Source organism: Bartonella sp. B35(2025) (assembly GCF_053794465.1).
On sequence record NZ_CP200035.1, the window covers coordinates 1,475,349 to 1,496,100 of the forward strand.

Here is a 20,752-nt window from a genome sequence, read left to right on the forward strand (position 1 = left end):
GGGTTAAAGCTAGAAAGATTTTAGTTTGCTAGTTGGTTGATGATGTGGTTAAGAAGGATTCGTCCTGTTGTTGTAACTCTTAAGCGCTGATTTCCCATCATCTCTACTAATCCTTGTTGTTGCAACTTGATAAGTTTTTCCATTGGTAATCCGGGGATTAAAGTTTCATAGCGTGTAAGATCTAAACCCTCTGAAAGGCGTAAGCCCATAAGAAGCATTTCATTTGCTTGTTGCACTTTTGTTAATTGTTCTGTTTCGATGCAGCCATGCCCCGTAGTTTCAACTAATTCGAGCCAATGCTCAGGGTACTTTTCATTTATGGTGACAAAACGTTCATGGTTTTCAATTTGAGATAAAGTTACTTGTGAAAAGGTAGAGGAATTGTTTGGCGGGTTTTTGATAAAGCGTCCATGTGCTCCTGGACCAAAACCTGCATATTCATGATAACGCCAGTAAAGAAGATTATGTGCTGATTCAGCACCAGGGACTGCATGATTTGAGATCTCATAAGCTGGAAGTCCGTATGTAGCAGTTATTTCTTGAGTAAGATTATATAAATCTGCTGCAAGGTCTGATGTGGGGAGGATAAGTCTTCCTGCAGTATGAAGCCGTTTAAAGGCAGTACCTTCTTCGATAGTAAGTTGGTAAAGAGAAAGATGATCTGCTGCCAAATCGATAGCTTGAAAAAGCTCAGATTCCCATTGTTTGAGTGTTTGTTCAGGGCGGGCATAAATTAAATCAAAGGATAAGCGTGGAAAGATTTCTCGTGCTAAAGCAATAGCGTTAAGGGCTTGTTTCACATCATGGAGTCGGCCAAGTTGTCGCAGTGCTTTATCGTTAAGAGCTTGTACACCTAAAGATAAACGGTTAATTCCTGCTGCACGGTATCCATGAAAGCGTTCTGCTTCCACACTGGATGGGTTAGCTTCCAGTGTGATTTCAGCTTTATCATCAACTGTCCACTTTTTTGTGAGTGCTTGCAACAAGGCATCAACAGTTTTAGGTACCATAAGAGAAGGGGTACCCCCACCGATAAAAATACTTGTAACATGACGTGGGCCTATTTTGTGGTATTGTGTTTCTATTTCGCGTTCAAAGGCGGCAACAAAACGTGGTTGATCAACTTCATTGGCGCGAACATGTGAATTAAAATCACAATAGGGACATTTTGCAGTACAAAAGGGCCAGTGAATATAAATGCCGAAAGGTTCATTCATGAGAATGCTAAAAGATTTTCTGCTAAAAGTTTGAAAGCACGTGCACGATGTGAGAGGGGTGTTTTGTTATTAAGCTTCCAGCCGTGTTTTTGTTCCATTGACATTTCACCAAAGGTATTTTCATATCCATCTGGTAAAAAAACGGGATCAAATCCAAAACCTTTATTGCCACGTGGAGGCCAAACAAAGGTACCTTCAACACTGCCACGAAAATAATCTGCATAACCATCAGGCCATGCAATGCAGATGACCGATATAAATCGGATTTTCCGTTGTTTTTTTTCGTGAGCTTTGATTTTTTGAAGTTCATCTTCGATTTTTTGCATAGCCTTTGAAAAATTGTGTGTACCATCAGGCTGAAGAGCCCAATCAGCTGTATAAACGCCTGGTGCACCACCCAATGCATCTACTTCCATACCAGAATCATCAGAGAGAGCGGGAAGTCCCGTATTTTTTGCGGCTGCAAAAGCTTTGATATAAGCATTTTCTTCAAATGTTATTCCTGTTTCTTTTGGTTCAGGTAAATCTAATTCTTTTGCGGACTGTATTTTTAAGCCGAAGGGAACGATTAATGTGGTGATTTCATGTAATTTATTAGTGTTATGTGTGGCAATGACAAGTTTTTTAGTTGTTATATTTCTCATATCCATTTCTCCAGAAATGAGGGGGATAGCTGTCTACTGTGCTTAAAACCAGCTTAAATGATCACATGATATGAATCTTGCCAGATTTTACAAGATATGGTTTTTTTTGCATGATTACTGATATTTTATTCAAAGGAAATCTTTCGTATTCAATGAAGGTAATAAGTTGAAGAAACACATGGAGATGCCTTTTTTATGATAGTATTTTTTGCAGTAAATACGTGATATCTTTTTGTTTTGCTTTAGACTATTTGACCAGATCCTTAGCAAAACTTATATTAAGAATAAAGTTTTTTAAAGCGGTGAAAAAATTGTGATGAAGTATAAGTCTATTAATGATGCACTAAAATGTCTTGATGAACGTTCTCGTGATATTTTTCGCCATATCGTTGAGGCTTATCTTAATGATGGTGAACCTGTAGGATCACGAAATCTTTCGCGGCTTTTGCAAAAAGCCTTATCGCCTGCGACAGTTCGTAATGTGATGAGTGATCTTGAACATCTCGGTTTAATTTATGCTCCTCATGTGTCTGCAGGGAGAATGCCAACGCAATCAGGTTTGCGATTTTTTGTTGATACATTTATGGAAGCGGGTGATTTGCCAATTGAGGAGCGTGAAAGTATTGAAACTCAAGTTAAAGAGGCTGGCCATGCACAATCAGTTGAGCATTTTCTCATACAAGCTAGCCAAGTTCTTTCAGATCTTTCACGTGGGGCGGGGCTAGTTTTGGCAACAAAACACGAAGGAACGTTAAAACATATTGAATTTGTACGCCTTGATGGAGAGAATGCTCTTGCAGTTTTAGTGACTCAACAAGGTGAAGTTGAAAATCGTATTGTTCATTTGCCAGAAGGTGTTACACATGCACAATTAACAGAGGCAACAAATTTTCTTAATGCTCATATTCAGGGGCGTACATTGAGTGAAGCTAAAAAAGAAATTGCACGTTTATGCTTAGAAACACGAGCTGCACTTGATCATTTATCTCATCATCTTATTGAAACTGGATTGGCTCTTTGGGGAGGGGAGGATGCTAATAATAAAATACACCTTATTGTTCGTGGGCGGGGTAATTTGCTTGAAGATGTGAAGGCAGAAGAGGATTTAGAGCGGTTACGACATTTATTTGATGATCTTGAGACGCGCGAAAGTATGGCGCAGCTGCTCGATTTAGCAGATGAAGGTTCAGGAGTTCGTATTTTTATTGGTTCAGAGAATAAGCTTTTTTCACTTTCTGGTTCTTCCTTAGTGGTGGCACCTTATTGCGATTCACAGCAAAAAGTTATCGGTGCTTTAGGTGTTATTGGGCCAACACGGCTTAATTATGCAAGGATTGTGCCTATGGTTGATTATACAGCTCAGCTTATATCACAGTTATTGCGTTAGAATAACCAAGTGGATATTTTATTATAAACACGCATTGTGTTAAGATACGTAAATACCTCTTGATTTTTGTTTGTAAAATTTCGATATCGATAATAACAAATATTATGAAGGAATAAAATTTTTATGTCTGATGAAAAAAATAAGTTTGCTGACACTTCATTTGAAAATTGCGATTTAGAAAATTCAGGTGATCATGATGTACTTAGACAAGAAACTGATGAATCTTCAAAAATGTGCGAAGAAGAAACTCGCACAGATATTGAAACAGATATTGAAGAAGAAGGAAACGAGTTTACTGATCCCTTAGCTACTTTACAAGATGAAAATAAAGAACTGAAAAATCAAATTTTACGTCTTGCTGCAGATATGGAAAATCTTCGGCGTCGTACTGCGCGTGATGTGGCTGATGCTAGAGCTTATTCTATTGCTAATTTTGCACGCGATATGTTATCTGTTTCTGATAATCTCAATCGTGCTTTGGAAGCTATCCCAGAAGGTGCGAGAGAGAGTGATGCTGGTTTAAAAACATTGGCTGAGGGTGTTGAAATGACTGAACGTGCAATGATAGCAGCATTAGAGCGTCATGGGGTGAAGAAAATCCATCCAGAAGGGCAAAAATTTGATCCTCATTTTCATCAAGCAATGTTTGAGATTCCTAATGCCGATGTTCCAGATAATACCGTTCAACAAGTTGTTCAGGCAGGTTATATTATCGGTGAACGTGTTTTACGTCCGGCAATAGTTGGTGTCGCTAAAGGAGGAGTGAAAGAAGCTTCTGTTGAATCTAGTCCAGCACAAACACATCAGTAATAATATCTTCAGCACAAAACAAAAGTGTTGTGGGTAGTCTCATATTTAAAATCTTATATAAAAGAAACGCTTCAAAGGGTGGTTAGCACCCTTTTATACTTTAAGCGCACAACTTTTTTCACAATATAAAGATTACTATTCAGGGAAGATTATGATGAAAATAAGGTAAAATGGCTAATTTCAAAAAAAGGAAACGAAAAGTCATCTCAAGAAAATCGATAAGAAGAAAGACCCTCAGATTTAATATCGAGTAATCGTGCAAGAATGATGGTGCGGAGTAAACTACTTTTTATCAGGGATTAATCTCAAGCAATTTTGGGTATATTGCATCTGTTCGTGTAAAAGGTTGAGAATTTCACAAGGTTTAATGCGAACAACAAGAGAATAGGGAGCATCCTCTAAACTAAATACTTTGAAGCCATTGATGTGCAACATAAAAGGAGGGGGGGATGGTGTCAAAGTTATACATAAGCTCATTTATTACAGATTTTTTAACTTTCACAAAAAAAGATAAAATGGTATTAATCTATTGCGCTTTAAGCAAGCCATTTTGTAGCGATATAAGTGTTTCCATTATTTTTTGAAGAATTTTAAAGAGCACTAAATAGGCGTGATATGGTATCTTCCTATGGTTAAAATATAATCTTACAGGTACGATGGTGGATGGGCTGATAAGTAACTGCTTTACTGAGAAAAGGCGCTATTGTGGATAAAGAATGGTTAAAAAGTGACTCTCATAATTATAAGTTGAATTCTCTCTTTATTTCATAAAGGTGGATTATAACGTTCCCTTTTTAGTGAAAAGCTCTAACTTTCTTCTCCAAATTTATTATTGATAAGTTCTTCGAGAGCATTGAGAGCATCAGTCGCTTCTGGTCCTGAAACACGGATAGTGACATTGCAACCAGATGTAGCAGCTAACATCATAAGTCCCATGATTGATGAACCACCAACAATTTTTCCATTCTTTTCAACTTCAACAATGGCATTAAAATTGTCAACAGTTTGTACAAATTTTGCAGAAGCACGTGCATGTAATCCACGTTTATTACATATATTGAGATGGCGACTTAATATATTTGGGAGAGTTTTTTTAGAAAGCATCAGTGTTAATTATCCGCTAAAATCATACTTGGTACATTAATATATTTGCGCCCTGCTTCTTGCGCTATTCTTAATGCTTCTGATAATGAGATATCAGGGCACTGGCGGATAGAAATCAGTTTAATGAGCATAGGTAAATTAACACCTGCAATCATTTCAATATGTCCCTTTTTAATAACAGAAATAGCCATATTTGATGGCGTTCCGCCAAACACATCTGTTAGTATGATTACGCCATGATTTGTATTTGTAGAGGAAACTGCGGCTATAATATCACCTCGGCGTTGGTCCATGTCATCATCAGGATAAATACATATTGTTGCGAATTTTTCTTGTGTTCCAACAACATGTTCTACAGCATGTAGAAATTCGACAGCCAATCCACCGTGCGTTACAAGCACGAGTCCAATCATTTTACAGAAACTCCTATTAAAAAAACATGACCATATAGCAGAGGGACTATTTTACAAGGCTTTACCGTACTGCCAAGGAAAATTTTCAAAAAAAAGCAAAAATAATGATTTTTTTCTATTTTGAAAAAAATTAGACAGATTTTAGCCATATTTTTCTAAAAAAGAACGCCTCAATGGCCTGACAAATGGCTGTACAATCTGCTTCATGAAGACTAGGAAGTTTTAAAAGGGGAATGTGTAGATTCGCAAATTTAAACGTCTGATTTGTTGGGAAGCGTTCATATTCAGAACCAAGAAGAATAACGCATTCGATTGTTGTTTGTTTATCAAAATTTATTGTACGTAAACCAGCACCGCGAATTTCAATACCACCTTGCAATCCTTCTGGAGTGTATCCATGAAGTTTCCCATTTTTTACACAAAGCATTGTATAATCATCACTGATAAGTTTTGCTTCACGTTTTGACCATTCAGCACGATCAAGCAAAGAAAGGGTGATAGTTGATTTTCCTGATCCTGATGAACCTAAAATTAACAGCCCCTTGCCTCCAAGTTGGAGACAATTTGCATGCAGTATTTCATTTTTTATTGTCATACCTTTTGCTTTTGGTTGATAGGTTATTTCATGAAGGGAAGCATAATAATAAATCGTGCACCAGTTTTATTATTTTTAATTACGGGATCAACAATATTTTCAGCTATAATTGTCCCATTATGGGCTTCAATGATTTGTCGACTAATAGAAAGTCCAAGTCCCGAGTTTTGTCCAAATGAATCTTCGCTTGGTCGATCAGTATAAAAGCGTTCAAAAATACGCTCAATATTTTCTGAACGAATACCAGGGCCATTGTCTTCAATAATTAAGATGAGGGTTGAAGCATCACTTTTCATAGTTATACAAATTTGACCATTATCATTAGGAATAAAGGAACACGCATTTTCAATGATATTAGAAATAACTTGACCCAAACGCAGTTCATGTCCCAATACAAGATAGGCTTTTCCATGAGGGCGTGGAATAATACTAAGGCTGATATTAATGGCTTTTGTACTACGATATATTTCACGCATAGCATGAACAAAATTTTCTAAAAGTAGTTTCATATCAACTGGTTTCGAAGTTTCACGAGCAAGTTCTGCATCTAGCCGTGAGGCATCAGCAATATCGGTAATCAAACGATCAAGACGATGCACATCATGTTGAATAATTTTAAATAATTGTATCTGTGCTTCTTCATTTTTAGTTAATGGGAGTGTTTCAACAGCACTACGCAGTGAAGTAAGCGGATTTTTTAATTCGTGACTTACATCAGCAGCGAAGCGTTCGATGGCTTCTATGCGCATATAAAGTGCATTAGTCATATCACGAATAGAAGTTGAAAGATGACCAATTTCATCTTCACGTTTAGAGAAATCAGGAATTTCTATACGCTTATTGTTGCCATGGCGCACACGGTTGGCAGAGGCAGACAATTTACTTAATGGATGAGCAATTGTATGAGCTAAAAACAGGGAAAGTATTAAAAGTACGCTACCAACAACTACAAAAGCTTTGAAAATAACTAATCTTTCGCCTTTTACAATGTTATCAATATCTGAACCAGTGGTTGTAAGAAGAAGAGCACCTACTACAGCGCGATAACGCTGGACAGGTACAGCAACAGAAACTATTAATTGACCCTGTCTGTTTCGTCGTTTGGCAGTAGCGATAGATCCGTTTAATGCTCGATAAACTTCTGGATGAGCAATATCACTGCTTTTTACTTTCTTTCTATCAAAATTAGTCTTCTTGCCATAGAGTGTATTTGAAAACCACCAATAGAGACGTTCCCACAGATTTTGTTCAGTCTTAATGGGGGGTAAATCATAGCTAAAAACTTCGCCACTAGAATAAAGAACACGTGAATCGAGAAGCAGAGTGGCATCACGATCATAGATACGTGCTCTTGTTGTTTTTGGTGTAATAAGGCGCCGTAAAAGTGGGGCAACTTGTTCAGGATTAATAGGAAAATCCCAAGAATCAGTTGATTGAGGTGTGGGGGTAACACTTTCTCCAGCTTGTAATTCCAAAAGTTTTTGAGGATCAATGAGAATAGAGTTTGTATCTATCGTTGCAGAGGCAGCAATGGCTCCAGCGATAATTTTTCCTTGGGTACATAGACTTTCTATTTTTGCTTCAATCAAACCATCACGAAATTGATTAAGGTATAAAATCCCTGTAACTAGAATGCCAAGAGCAGCAAGATTCAAGATGACAATACGGCGTGTAAGACTAGAAAAAAATAATTGCCTGAGTAGGCGTTGTACTCGAAAATGTAAATTGGCAAGCATAGAAAACCGTATTAAGGAGATAACATTTGGTGTTTTTTTGGGCAAAGTCTCCAGTTGAGTATTTTTTTGTCATTAATTTGATTGCTATTCAAATTTTTATAATAAACTAGCTTTACACTTCGTGGAAACGATAACCTACACCGTAAAGCGTTTCAATCATTGCAAAATCATCATCCACCTGTTTAAATTTTTTACGCAAGCGTTTGATGTGGCTATCAATGGTACGATCATCTACATAAACTTGATCACTGTAAGCCGCATCCATTAAAGCATCACGACTTTTCACAACCCCTGGTCGTTGTGCTAAGGTTTGAAGAATCAAAAACTCTGTAACAGTTAAGATAACAGGTTTATCTTTCCATGTACAGGTGTGACGTTCCTGATCTATCACAAGATCTCCACGTTTGAGAGAGGAGGCAGGTGAAGCTCCTGTTGCAAGTGGTTGGTTACGAGCATTTGAACGTCGTAGAATAGCTTTCACTCTCTCAATGAGAAGACGTTGAGAAAAGGGTTTTGTAATGAAATCGTCAGCACCCATTTTAAGACCAAACAATTCATCAATTTCATCATCCTTAGAGGTAAGAAAAATAACTGGAATATCCGATTTTTGACGCAGTCGGCGTAAAAGTTCCATACCATCCATTCGAGGCATCTTAATATCAAAAATAGCTAAGTGTGGGGGATGCAACGTTAAGCCTTTAAGTGCAGACGCTCCATCTGTGTAGCTTTCAACCCGATATCCTTCTGTTTCAAGCGCAAAAGATAAGGATGTTAAAATATTGCGATCATCATCAACAAGTACAATCGTTTGGGTGATTGTTGGATTATCCTTCATGGCTTCTTAGACCTTTCTATTGCTGTGGTAGCAAATCGCCTACGCTATTTATATGGGAGTTCACATTTTTTTTGCAAAACAAATATGGTACAAATTATTACAGAGTAAAAAACCTTTCATCTTTATGGTAAAAGCTATCTTGTTTTGTCATTTTATAACGTTTTTGTTTATGTCAAGATCCCTGCATTTAAACAAAATTTTCATTAAAGGTGTTTTTATCGATATTTGTTATTGTTTATGCCCAAAAATTTATTTTTGATCGCTGAAGTTTAGAAAACTTACCTCTCTGTTTTAAAAGCAAAGAAAGCAGATATTAACATCTAGGTAAAAAATGTATCCGCACTGCATGGAAGGAAATCATGATGGGATTTTTTGATTTTGTAAAAACTGGTTGGTGAAAAGCTTGGGATTGGAGATTATGAGCCAGAGGAAAAAGATTTTAAGGCTGCATTTGATAACCTTCAGCTTAGGACAGACACAGTGAATGTTCGAGTTGAAAATGGTAAAGCTGTTTTGAGTGGTGAAGTTCAAGACAGAGAAAAATTTGAAAAAGAAATTTTGGTTGTTGGTAATTCGCAAGGTATTTCTTCGATTGATGTTTCTCAATCAGATATTGCAGATACTTCGTCTACAAAAGCTTCTCGTTTTTATGAGGTGAAATTTGGCGATAGCCTTTGAAAAATTGCTGAAGAAGTTTACAGCAAAGGATAAGGTGATAAGAATACGTTTATTTTTGAAGCTAATAAGCCTATGTAAAAATCACCTGATGAAATTTATCTTGGATAAGTTTTGCGTATTTTTAAAATTGATCAGGCATAATCAGACAGAGAAAAAATTCTTTGTTTGTTTACGATATGTTCTACAATAGTGATGAAAAACCAAGAAGCGTGCAAATTTTTTCACGCTTCCGATTTTAAAATGTTGATGAGAAAGTTTATTGAGAAGATACTGATTTGGAAGATGTTTTTTTTCTTATAGAACTTACATAAAAATCAACATCAATTGTACCAGCTTTCTCAAATGTCAATTTTGCATTAATTTTGTCACCTGGCTTGAATGGCTGTGCGAGCCCCATGAACATGATATGGTCACCACCGGGTTTAAGTCTTATTTCCCCATTACCTGGAATTTCAATACCATTATGTATTTTTTCCATTTTCATAATATCATTAACGACTGTCATGGAGTGAATTTCTGTTGTTTGTACTCCGCTTGTTGAAACTGCAATCAAACGGTCTGGAGTATTTCCATGATTAATGATGTAAAGATAACCGCTGCCAACTTTTGTACTGTTGGGTATTGCACGTATCCAAGGATGAATGATTTCTATATTCCCAAGTTGGTACTGATGTGCGGTTGCAGTAGGTAGAGCTATGAAAGCAAAGATAAGAGCTAATACAGTGTTTTTAGTAATCTTCTTGAATAAACATTGCATGTAAGCAAGATTTTTATATATAGAATCTTTAATTTTTTGGGTGATAAGTTTTATCATTGCTTTACCCTCCTTCATTAAATTCACCTAGGAATATTCTTTATTTAATTTATTTCTAGCAGAATTTTTATTCAAAATAAAAGAAAGAACTACTCAAATTATATTTATTTGAGTGCAGAATTAGGAATTTGTGAATTTATTGAGTTTGGAAGAAGAAGGAGAGATTTAAAATAACATTGTGTTTAAGAGTGAAAGGTTTATTTTTATATATTTGAAAATTTAAGAAAAGAAGAAGATTATAAAGAAGAAGATTATATTGTATATACTTAATATATTGTATATACTTAAAATGTAATTCTTAAACAGCAGTGAACGATTAAGTGCTTAGAAATAAAGCTGCTGAGATTGAGTTTACAAATAGCACTTATCTTAAATAAGTATTTGGAAAGATTAGATTTAATTCTATAATTAAGTTTAGAAAATACTGTGTTTGTTAGCTGTATAAAGATTTGGGGGTACTAAAAAAGCTGTAATATTCATGGTGTAAACTTATTGTACTTAAACGGTATTTTTAAAAGTTTTTTATGAGTATCTGTTATAAGGGATAAAGGTATCAAGGAAAATACGTGATAATTATCCCTGCTTTTTCAAGATTTATAAGCTGATATTTTTATATTTATGGGGATCAAAAGAAAGATATATCGTTATGTTTGTATCTTTTATAAAGGTGATGTTGATCCACAAGTATAATTCCTATTTTAAAGAAAAATTTTATTTTGGAAATGTTTCTCTCATTATTCTCTTGTAGGGATAAGAGCCTATTCTTATATACCAGACAACAAAGCTTGTTATGATTCTCAGTTTATTATTTTGTGTAATTTGAAATTAAATGCAGGCTTTGAATATGATAAGGAGCTGTCTTGGAAAGATGCTTTATAAAGGTTGAGGCAGTTTGCTGAATGGAGATTATGATATGGCAAAAGTAATTGGTATTGATTTGGGGACAACAAACTCTTGTATTGCTGTTATGGATGGCACAAATGCAAAGGTTATCGAAAACTCAGAAGGAGCACGAACAACACCTTCTGTTGTTGCTTTTACTGATGGGGGTGAGCGGCTTGTTGGGCAGCCTGCTAAACGGCAAGCAGTTACAAACCCTGAGGGGACAGTTTTTGCAGTTAAGCGTTTGATTGGGCGCAGATTTGATGACCCTATGGTTGAAAAAGATAAAGCGCTTGTTCCTTATAAAATTGTTAAAGGTGACAATGGTGATGCATGGGTTGAAGAAGCTGATAAGAAATATTCTCCATCACAAATTTCAGCTATGATTTTGCAAAAGATGAAAGAAACCGCAGAGTCTTACCTTGGTGAGAAGGTTGAACAGGCGGTTATTACTGTTCCTGCTTATTTTAATGATGCACAACGTCAGGCTACTAAAGATGCAGGAAAAATTGCTGGGCTTGAGGTTTTGCGGATCATCAATGAACCGACAGCTGCTGCTTTAGCCTATGGTTTGGATAAAAAAGGCGGAAAAACTATTGCTGTTTACGACCTTGGTGGTGGTACATTTGATATTTCTGTGCTTGAAATTGGGGATGGCGTTTTTGAAGTTAAGTCGACCAATGGAGATACCTTTTTAGGTGGTGAAGACTTTGATATGCGCTTGGTTAGTTATTTTGTGGCTGAATTCAAGAAAGAACAAGGGATTGATCTGAAAAATGATAAACTTGCATTGCAGCGCTTAAAAGAAGCGGCAGAGAAAGCAAAGATTGAGCTTTCTTCTTCACAGCAAACGGAAATTAATTTGCCATTTATTACAGCAGATCAATCTGGCCCTAAACACTTAACGATGAAATTAACTCGTGCAAAATTTGAATCTTTAGTTGATGATTTAGTTCAGCGTACTATTGAACCTTGTAAAGCTGCACTAAAAGATGCAGGACTGAGTGCCGGCGAGATTGATGAAGTTGTTTTAGTGGGGGGCATGACTCGTATGCCCAAGATTCAGGAAGTTGTACAAGGATTCTTTGGCAAAGATCCACACAAAGGTGTTAATCCTGATGAAGTTGTGGCGATGGGTGCTGCTATCCAAGGGGGGGTATTGCAAGGTGATGTAAAAGATGTATTGCTTTTGGATGTGACGCCTTTGTCTTTGGGTATTGAAACATTAGGTGGGGTTTTTACTCGTCTTATTGAACGTAATACCACTATACCAACTAAAAAATCACAAGTTTTTTCAACAGCTGATGATAATCAAAATGCTGTAACTATTCGTGTTTTCCAAGGTGAACGCGAAATGGCTAATGATAATAAGCTATTAGCTCAATTTGATCTTGTTGGTATTCCACCTGCACCACGTGGTATACCTCAGATTGAGGTGACTTTTGATATTGATGCGAATGGTATTGTAAATGTTTCTGCTAAGGATAAAGGAACTGGTAAAGAGCATCAGATTCGTATTCAAGCATCGGGTGGTTTAAGTGACGCTGATATCGAACAAATGGTAAAAGATGCAGAAAAGCATGCGGCAGAGGATAAAAAACGCCGTGAAGGTGTTGAAACCAGAAATCAGGCAGAAGCTCTTATCCATTCAACTGAAAAATCACTGAATGAATATGGTGATAAGGTATCAGCCGAAGATAAAAGCCAAATTGAAACTGCAATATCTGATTTAAAGTCTGCACTTGATGGTACTGATACTGAAGAGGTAACAGCCAAGATGCAAAAATTAGCGGAAGTTAGTATGAAGCTTGGACAAGCTATGTACGAAGCTTCGGAAGCAGCAACTAATACTGAAACAGATACAAAAAATGATGATGTTGTTGATGCTGATTTTGAAGAAATTAATGATAAAAATAAATAGTATAAGCCAATGATGCTGATCATTTGATAAACCCAGCCTTTGAGATATAAGGCTGGGATTTATTGTTTGAGAGCAATTGTAATGCTGTTGCTAGGAGCTTAAATTGAAAATAAATGCTATCTTGAAATAGATAGTAAAAATTTATCAGGAATACATGATGAAGGTTGATTATTATGAAATTCTTGGCGTAACCCGTGAATGTGATGATAAAAAGCTAAAGTCTGCTTTTCGTAAGCTGGCGATGCAATATCACCCTGATCGTAACGCAGGAGATAAAGAGGCTGAGCGGAAATTCAAAGAAATTGGTGAAGCCTATGAAGTTCTTAAAGATCCTCAAAAACGGGCAGCTTATGACCGTTTTGGCCATGCAGCCTTTGACAATAATGGTCGGGAAGGAGCAAATCCATTTAGTGGTTTTGCTACTGGAGGTGGATTTGCTGATATTTTTGAGGATTTTTTTGGTGAAATTATGGGAGGTGGGCACCGTAAGCGCAGTGATGGTCGTGAGCGTGGTGCGGATCTGAGTTATAATATGGAAGTGTCTTTGGAAGAGGCGTTTTCAGGAAAAACTGCACAAATTAATATTCCCAGTTCTGTGGTTTGTGATTCTTGTGAGGGATTAGGTGCGAAAAAAGGTTCTAAACCACAAACTTGTGGAACCTGCCATGGATCTGGCCGTGTGCGTGCTGCGCAGGGTTTTTTTTCTATTGAGAGAACCTGTCCTGTATGTCATGGACGTGGTGAAATCATTACGGATCCATGTCTTAAATGCCGTGGAACAAGACGGGTAGAAAAAAACCGTTCATTAAGTGTGAACATTCCAGCTGGTATCGAAGATGGTACGCGTGTTCGTCTTTCTGGTGAAGGTGATGCTGGCATTCGTGGTGGCCCTAGCGGTGATCTTTATATTTTTCTTTCTATAAAACCACATGAATTTTTTCAGCGAGATGGAGCAGATCTTCATTGTCATGTTCCTATTTCAATGGTTACTGCTGTTTTAGGAGGTGAATTTGAGGTTTCCAGTCTTGATGGTGTCAAGGCACGTGTTAAAGTTCCTGAAGGTACACAAAATGGGTGCCAGTTTCGCCTTAAAGGTAAAGGAATGCCTATGTTACGCCAACAAGAAAGGGGTGATCTTTATATTCACATAACTATTGAAACACCACAAAAATTGACGAAAAAACAACGTGAATTGCTGCAAGAATTTGAGAAGCTTTCAAATCACGAAAATTCACCACAATCGCATGGTTTTTTTGCACGTATGAAAGAGTTTTTTGAGAATATTTCTAGTCAGAATTAATGAAAATGAACAAGTACAGAAAGGGCATACTTAACAGAATATTTTAATTAGATTTTTGTTGAATCAAAATCATTAAAATGGTTAACATTTAAAAAGATAAGAGTTTCTATTCACTTAAGTCTAATTTTAAATTATCTGTGCTTTGATAAGTATGCTTATTCGCTTATGGTTTTCATTATATGGCTCTGCGAGTAAATTTTGTTTTAAATGTTTATAATCTTGAACGAGGTTTTTTATGCAACAAGGTATTGAATGTACTAATAATATCTGTATTTGTACTATCAATTCAAAATCTGTTTTTCTTTCTATTTTGTAATTAGTTTGTTATTTAAGTTTGAATTACGATTGATTTAAGGTTGTTTTGTTAAATATTAAATATAAGAATTGATGCGTATGAAAGCATTGTTTGCGGTATAGAGAAAGATTTTGGTAAGATGCTTCATAATACTTTTCTGTATTTAATTGGTTGTGTTTAATTTTGTCTATAAAGAGATTTTAATAAATCTCAATGCTTTGTGGTTGTAAGGGCTTTAGTAGTATACACTGATCATATTTAGATTTACGCATTTTGAAAGCAGTGAAAGGCTTTCAACAAATAAGTTTCTATTCCTTTAAGAAAACAACAATAGTGGTTTTCATTTTGTAATGATATAATTCTATGGAAGGATATTTTGATTTCTTTCAGGATCTTATTGGTAGAAGATAATTTAGTTACTATGAGCATGTTGAACGTAAATGATCTTTAATAATTTTGTAGGTTATTTAGAGAAAAGAAGGTATGTGATTTGGTAAGATAAGTATATTGGATTATTCTACATTTTTTGATATGTTGCTATTGCTAATTATTAGAAAGGCGATAGGTTTTTAGAATAAAACTGCAACTTAGGTGGATAATATCTGAAATATAGTTATTTTTGTATTAATGATATGAGAATTGATCCCATTATAAAAAGTTTTTGTTTTTAATTTATAAAATCAATGATTTCGTATATATCTATGTTTTATTAAAGACTCTATTAGACGATGGAGTCAATTAATTCAGTGTACAGTGTTGCTTAAAAAATCTCATAAATTCTGCTATCAAATTTTATACATAAAAATCATAAGATAATAGCATTGTGTATTTCTACTTCATTTGATTTTTCGACGCTAATATTTCTGAGAAAGTTGCTTTTGTTTCATATCATTGTTTATTTTTAGCTATAATTTTAAGAAGGTTTGACGATTTTTCAGGGGATGGATAGAGTAAAATTTATTTTAAAATTGTTTTTACTTTTCCTAAATTTCATTAAGAGATGATGAAAAGTGATGAGGAGACTCTTTTTATGGATGATATTGGGAAAGCTGCTGCAGATATTTTTGAAAAACAAGCAGCATTTTTATCGTCTGCTTTACCTTATATGCAAAAATATGAAAATGAAACGGTTGTTGTGAAATATGGTGGTCATGCCATGGGTGATCCTGATTTGGGGCGGGCATTTGCACGTGATATTGCTTTGTTAAAGCAATCAGGTATTAATCCCATTGTAGTTCATGGTGGCGGTCCACAAATTGCTAAGATTTTAATGAGAATGGGGATTGAGTCACGATTTGAAAATGGTTTGCGCGTAACCGATGAACGAATTATTGAAATTGTTGAAATGGTTTTAGCAGGATCCATAAACAAGGAAATTGTTGCTCTTATCAACGCTGAAGGTGAATGGGCAATAGGATTGTGTGGCAAAGATGGCAATATGGTTTTTGCTGAAAAGGCTTATAAGACTGTAATTGATCCTGATTCGAATATTGAGCGTATTTTAGATTTGGGATTTGTTGGTGAACCTGTTGAAATTGATCGAACATTGCTGGATCTTTTAGCATCTTCTGAAATGATTCCAGTTCTTGCTCCTGTTGCTCCGGGGCGTGATGGTAAAACCTATAATATTAATGCTGATGTTTTTGCTGGAGCTATTGCTGGTGCTTTAGAAGCCAAACGCCTTTTGTTTCTAACTGATGTTCCTGGAGTATTGGATAAAGAGGGTAGAATTTTAAAAGAATTGACTATTGCTGAAGCTGAAGCCCTCATCAAGAATGGAACAATTTCAGAAGGTATGATTCCAAAAGTAGAAACATGTGTAGATGCTCTTCGAAATGGTGTAGAAGGTGTAGTTATCTTGAATGGCAAAACTCCTCATTCTGTTTTGCTTGAATTATTCACTGAACATGGGGTTGGGACACTTATTGTTTCCTAAAATGTATAAAATCAATCAAAGGATAAAACTTTTATGGCTGGAATTAAACAGTTAAAGCCTCCTTTATTCAGTAAACAGGAATTGGCGTTATTTTCTGCGACAATACTTTGGGGGATTACATTTTTAGTGATTCATATTGCGGTACGCTATAGTGGTCCTTTCTTTTTCGTCGGATTTCGTTTTATCGTTGCATCATTTATGTGTGGGATGATTTTTTGGCGCTCTATGAAAGGCTTAACTATTTATGAGATTTTTGCTGGTATGGCTATCGGTGTAGGAATGTTTCTTGGCTATGCTTTGCAGGCATCAGGACTTCAGACTATTATCAGCAGTCAATCAGCTTTTATTACAGCGCTTTATGTGCCGATGGTGCCAATATTGCAATGGATTATTTTTAAAAAATCACCTCGTTTAACTAGTTGGATTGGTATTATTTTTGCTTTTTTGGGATTAATGTTTGTTTCGGGACAAGGGGGACAGGGTATTAGTTTCTCAAAAGGTGAAATTCTTACTTTGCTGGGCGCCTTAGCGATTGCTGGAGAAATTATTTTGATTGGGCTTTTTGCTAGCAAGGTTGATAGTCGTCGCATTACAATTATTCAGTTGTTTTTTGCCGGTATTTTTTCATTTTGCTGTATGCCTTTGGTAGGTGAAAGTGTTCCTGCATTTTCATGGATATGGTTGAATATTGGTATAGGATTGGCATTGATGAGTGCGGTGATTCAATTAACGATGAATTGGGCACAAAAATCCGTTTCACCCACTCGTGCAACACTTATTTATGCAGGTGAGCCTGTATGGGCTGGTATTGTTGGGCGTTTGGCTGGTGAATATTTATCTCCTTTAGCTTTATTTGGTGGTTTACTTATTTTGATTGGGATTGTAGTGGCTGAATTACAGCCTTCGCAATGGCGTAAACAAGATAAAATGATTGAAAAAATTTGATTAATTTACTTCTTTTGTAACTATTATTTGAGTGGTGATTTTTTTTAAACAGAAGCTATTTATTTAGATCGTTGAAAATCTTATAATAAAAAATCTAAAAAACTAAAACAAGATTTTTCATATTTATGATTCGTTTTAGAGAGATCAGTATTCTACATTTTGTACTTTTTGAAGAGCATCAAAAAGCAAAATATATCTTCAAGATTTTGCTTACCAAGCCAGTTAATTGAAGATTTTTCAACAAAGTTGATAAAACGATCTATAATATACAAAATTTTAATGTGATATAAAAGTAGCATGTTGGTGAAATCCAAACTGGAAAATATTTAGCTTCTTTCAAACTATGAAGGGTTATTTCTTTAAGAGTAACTTCTACCTTTATTCTTTAAAAGGTTTTTAAGAGTACGTAATTGGTCTTTGCGTTTTGTGTTATTCTTTGCTAAATCGCGCTGTATGACTATAGATCGCAATAATATACGTAATTTTTCCATTGTAGCTCATATTGATCATGGAAAGTCAACTTTGGCTGATCGTCTAATTCAGATGACTGGTGGTCTTGAAACACGGGAGATGAAAGAGCAAGTTCTGGATTCTATGGATATTGAGCGTGAACGGGGGATTACCATTAAAGCACAAACGGTTCGTTTGTGCTATAAAGCAAAGAATGGTGAAACCTATATCTTAAATCTTATCGATACACCTGGCCATGTTGATTTTGCCTATGAGGTATCACGTTCGTTGGCAGCTTGTGAAGGCTCATTGCTGGTAGTAGATGCGAGCCAAGGGGTGGAAGCACAAACATTGGCAAATGTTTATCAAGCTATTGATAATTCTCATGAATTGGTTGTTGTACTTAATAAAGTTGATCTTCCAGCCGCAGAACCTGAGCGTGTTAAAGAACAAATTGAAGATGTGATTGGTATTGATACATCTCAGGCAGTTGAAATATCAGCAAAAACAGGTTTAGGTGTTGCTGATGTTTTGGAAGCGATTGTAATACAATTACCACCTCCACACACTGGTGATATTACCAACCCTTTAAAGGCAATGCTGGTTGATAGTTGGTATGATGCTTATCTCGGTGTTATCGTTTTGGTGCGAGTGATTGATGGTGTATTGAAAAAAGGTCAAACCATTCGTATGATGAGGACAGGAGCAAAATATCCAGTTGAACGGGTTGGAGTATTTACTCCCAAAATGATTCAGGTTGATAAATTAGGACCAGGAGAAATTGGTTTTATAACGGCTTCTATCAAAGAAGTTGCTGATACGCGGGTTGGTGATACCATTACTGAAGAACGACGTTCTTGTGAAGATGCGTTGCCTGGTTTTAAATCTGCTCAACCAGTTGTCTTTTGTGGATTGTTTCCAGTTGATGCAGCTAATTTTGAAGATTTACGTGCAGCTATGGGAAAATTGCGCTTGAATGACGCTAGTTTTTCTTTTGAAGTGGAAACATCAGCCGCTTTGGGTTTTGGCTTTCGTTGTGGTTTTTTAGGGCTTCTTCATCTTGAAATTATTCAAGAACGGTTAGAGCGCGAATTTAATTTGGATTTAATTGCGACAGCACCTTCTGTTGTTTATCGGGTGAATATGAATGATGGTTCTGTTAAGGAATTGCACAACCCAGCGGATATGCCTGATACTGTTAAAATTTCTTCCATTGAAGAACCATGGATTCGGGCAACAATTATGACACCTGATAATTATCTTGGGGCTATTCTAGAGCTTTGCCAAGAACGACGTGGGGTACAGGCTGATCTGTCCTATATTGGGACACGTGCTATGGTAACGTATGATTTGCCTTTAAATGAGGTGGTTTTTGATTTTTATGATCGTTTAAAGTCAATTTCCAAGGGATATGCTTCTTTTGATTATCAGGTAACTGAATATTCTGAGGGTGATTTAGTTAAAATGTCTATTTTGGTTAATGGGGAATGTATTGATGCATTGTCGATCCTTGTGCATCGCAGTATAGCGGAAAAGCGTGGGCGTTCTATGTGTGAAAAATTGAAAGATCTTATTCCTCAACATATGTTTCAGATTCCGATTCAGGCAGCAATTAGTGGTAAAATCATTGCTCGTGAAACAATTCGCGCTTTGCGCAAAGATGTAACAGCCAAATGTTATGGAGGTGATGTTACACGTAAGCGTAAACTTTTAGAAAAACAAAAAGAAGGTAAAAAGCGGATGCGTCAATTTGGGAAGGTAGAAATTCCTCAATCTGCGTTTATTCAAGCGCTCAAAATGGGTAAATAATAGAAAGAGTGCAATATTTTTCTCTTGATCAATTGAATTTATACATATTACTTATCAATTAAGATCTTTGAAAAATACTCTTTAGCTGCGCAATAGATCATTAATTGATGTTTTTTCTCGCGTTTTTTGGTCGACTCGTTTAACAATAACAGCGCAATAAAGATTGGGTCCTTGCTCGCCATTTAGTAATGGCTTTCCAGGAAGTGAGCCTGGTACAACAACAGAATAGGCTGGTACTTCGCCTATAAAAATTTCGCCTGTTGTACGGTCAATGATTTTTGTTGACTTTCCAATAAAAACTCCCATACTCAAAACAGCACCTTCACGTATGATACAGCCTTCAGCGACTTCGGAGCGTGCACCGATAAAACAATTATCTTCAATGATTGTTGGGTTAGCTTGCAGTGGTTCTAAAACGCCTCCAATTCCGACACCACCAGAAAGATGCACATGTTTACCAATTTGTGCACAGGAACCAACGGTAGCCCATGTATCAATCATTGTTCCTTCATCAATAAAAGCACCAACATTCACAAAGGAAGGCATCAGTATAACATTTGGTGCGATATAGGCAGAATGACGTACAATTGCTCCAGGAACTGAACGGAAATTAGCTTTTTTAAAATCATCTTCTTGCCAACCAGAAAATTTTGAAGGTATTTTATCCCACCAATATGTTTCATTCGCTCCACCAGGAATAATATGCATAGAATTAAGCCGAAAGGAGAGAAGAACAGCTTTTTTTAACCATTGGTGTACATACCATTTACCATTTTCTTGGCGTGCAGCAATGCGAATTTTACCTTGATTAAGAAGGTTTAATACATGTTCAACACTGTCACGGATTTCACCTTTTGTCATGGTATCGACAGAATTACGATCATTGAAGGCTTTTTCAATAATTATTTCAAGTTGTGTAAGATTGATCATAGTTAAAATTTTGTTAAATAAGTTGAAAGCTTCAAGATTTACCTTCCTATA

Annotated in this window: 16 protein-coding genes and 1 pseudogene; 8 read left to right on the forward strand and 9 right to left on the reverse strand. The window is 36.1% G+C overall.

Annotation, left to right across the window (positions count from 1 at the left end):
* Positions 1 to 20: 20 nt before the first annotated feature.
* Both hemW and rdgB read right to left on the reverse strand, forming a co-directional pair.
* Positions 21 to 1,217 (reverse strand): radical SAM family heme chaperone HemW, encoded by a 1,197-nt coding sequence (gene hemW, locus V4P56_RS06150; protein WP_455482021.1) that lies wholly within the window; start codon positions 1,215 to 1,217, stop codon positions 21 to 23.
* Complete coding sequence (rdgB, locus tag V4P56_RS06155; protein ID WP_455482022.1) at positions 1,214 to 1,861, reverse strand: RdgB/HAM1 family non-canonical purine NTP pyrophosphatase; 648 nt, start codon at positions 1,859 to 1,861, stop codon at positions 1,214 to 1,216. Before rdgB ends, hemW begins: the two co-directional genes overlap by 4 nt.
* 316 nt (positions 1,862 to 2,177) lie before the next feature.
* Here rdgB and hrcA point away from each other — a divergent pair, with 316 nt between their 5' ends.
* Both hrcA and grpE read left to right on the forward strand, forming a co-directional pair.
* Positions 2,178 to 3,248, forward strand: a complete 1,071-nt coding sequence (hrcA, locus tag V4P56_RS06160) for a heat-inducible transcriptional repressor HrcA (RefSeq protein ID WP_455482023.1) — start codon at positions 2,178 to 2,180, stop codon at positions 3,246 to 3,248.
* A gap of 123 nt (positions 3,249 to 3,371) precedes the next feature.
* Entirely contained in the window at positions 3,372 to 4,058 is a 687-nt protein-coding gene (grpE, locus tag V4P56_RS06165) for a nucleotide exchange factor GrpE (RefSeq protein ID WP_455482024.1), read from the forward strand.
* A gap of 807 nt (positions 4,059 to 4,865) precedes the next feature.
* Here grpE and V4P56_RS06170 read toward each other — a convergent pair.
* The 5 genes from V4P56_RS06170 to V4P56_RS06190 form a co-directional block, all read right to left on the reverse strand.
* On the reverse strand, positions 4,866 to 5,162 hold the full coding sequence (locus V4P56_RS06170) for an HPr family phosphocarrier protein (protein WP_455482025.1): 297 nt from the start codon (positions 5,160 to 5,162) through the stop codon (positions 4,866 to 4,868).
* Between the two features lie 5 nt (positions 5,163 to 5,167).
* On the reverse strand, positions 5,168 to 5,575 hold the full coding sequence (locus V4P56_RS06175; RefSeq protein WP_455482026.1) for a PTS sugar transporter subunit IIA: 408 nt from the start codon (positions 5,573 to 5,575) through the stop codon (positions 5,168 to 5,170).
* Between the two features lie 130 nt (positions 5,576 to 5,705).
* Positions 5,706 to 6,170, reverse strand: coding sequence for an HPr kinase/phosphatase C-terminal domain-containing protein (locus tag V4P56_RS06180; RefSeq protein WP_455482027.1), 465 nt, complete (start codon positions 6,168 to 6,170; stop codon positions 5,706 to 5,708).
* A 23-nt stretch (positions 6,171 to 6,193) separates the two neighbouring features.
* Positions 6,194 to 7,960: a stimulus-sensing domain-containing protein gene (locus V4P56_RS06185; protein WP_455482681.1), complete on the reverse strand. Its 1,767-nt coding sequence runs from the start codon at positions 7,958 to 7,960 to the stop codon at positions 6,194 to 6,196.
* A 58-nt stretch (positions 7,961 to 8,018) separates the two neighbouring features.
* Entirely contained in the window at positions 8,019 to 8,741 is a 723-nt protein-coding gene (locus tag V4P56_RS06190) for a response regulator transcription factor (protein WP_455482028.1), read from the reverse strand.
* 362 nt (positions 8,742 to 9,103) lie between these two features.
* On the opposite strand from V4P56_RS06190, the pseudogene V4P56_RS06195 reads away from it, so the two are divergent.
* Positions 9,104 to 9,527 (forward strand): annotated as a pseudogene (locus V4P56_RS06195) (peptidoglycan-binding protein LysM).
* Positions 9,528 to 9,675: 148 nt separating this feature from the next.
* On the opposite strand, the gene V4P56_RS06200 reads toward V4P56_RS06195, so the two are convergent.
* Complete coding sequence (locus V4P56_RS06200) at positions 9,676 to 10,233, reverse strand: copper chaperone PCu(A)C (RefSeq protein ID WP_455482682.1); 558 nt, start codon at positions 10,231 to 10,233, stop codon at positions 9,676 to 9,678.
* Between the two features lie 913 nt (positions 10,234 to 11,146).
* Here V4P56_RS06200 and dnaK point away from each other — a divergent pair.
* The 5 genes from dnaK (at position 11,147) to lepA (ending at position 19,771) form a co-directional block, all read left to right on the forward strand.
* Positions 11,147 to 13,036, forward strand: coding sequence for a molecular chaperone DnaK (gene dnaK / locus V4P56_RS06205; protein ID WP_455482029.1), 1,890 nt, complete (start codon positions 11,147 to 11,149; stop codon positions 13,034 to 13,036).
* Positions 13,037 to 13,193: 157 nt separating this feature from the next.
* The gene (gene dnaJ / locus V4P56_RS06210; RefSeq protein ID WP_455482683.1) at positions 13,194 to 14,336 is read left to right on the forward strand and encodes a molecular chaperone DnaJ; all 1,143 of its coding nucleotides are present in this window, start codon (positions 13,194 to 13,196) and stop codon (positions 14,334 to 14,336) included.
* Between the two features lie 1,325 nt (positions 14,337 to 15,661).
* Positions 15,662 to 16,567: an acetylglutamate kinase gene (gene argB, locus V4P56_RS06215; RefSeq protein WP_455482030.1), complete on the forward strand. Its 906-nt coding sequence runs from the start codon at positions 15,662 to 15,664 to the stop codon at positions 16,565 to 16,567.
* A 33-nt stretch (positions 16,568 to 16,600) separates the two neighbouring features.
* The gene (locus V4P56_RS06220) at positions 16,601 to 17,512 is read left to right on the forward strand and encodes a DMT family transporter (RefSeq protein WP_455482031.1); all 912 of its coding nucleotides are present in this window, start codon (positions 16,601 to 16,603) and stop codon (positions 17,510 to 17,512) included.
* 453 nt (positions 17,513 to 17,965) lie between these two features.
* Positions 17,966 to 19,771, forward strand: a complete 1,806-nt coding sequence (gene lepA / locus V4P56_RS06225) for a translation elongation factor 4 (protein WP_455482032.1) — start codon at positions 17,966 to 17,968, stop codon at positions 19,769 to 19,771.
* An 81-nt stretch (positions 19,772 to 19,852) separates the two neighbouring features.
* Here the strand turns inward: lepA and dapD are convergent, their stop codons facing one another.
* Positions 19,853 to 20,701: a 2,3,4,5-tetrahydropyridine-2,6-dicarboxylate N-succinyltransferase gene (gene dapD / locus V4P56_RS06230; protein WP_455482033.1), complete on the reverse strand. Its 849-nt coding sequence runs from the start codon at positions 20,699 to 20,701 to the stop codon at positions 19,853 to 19,855.
* Between the last annotated feature and the right edge of the window lie 51 nt (positions 20,702 to 20,752).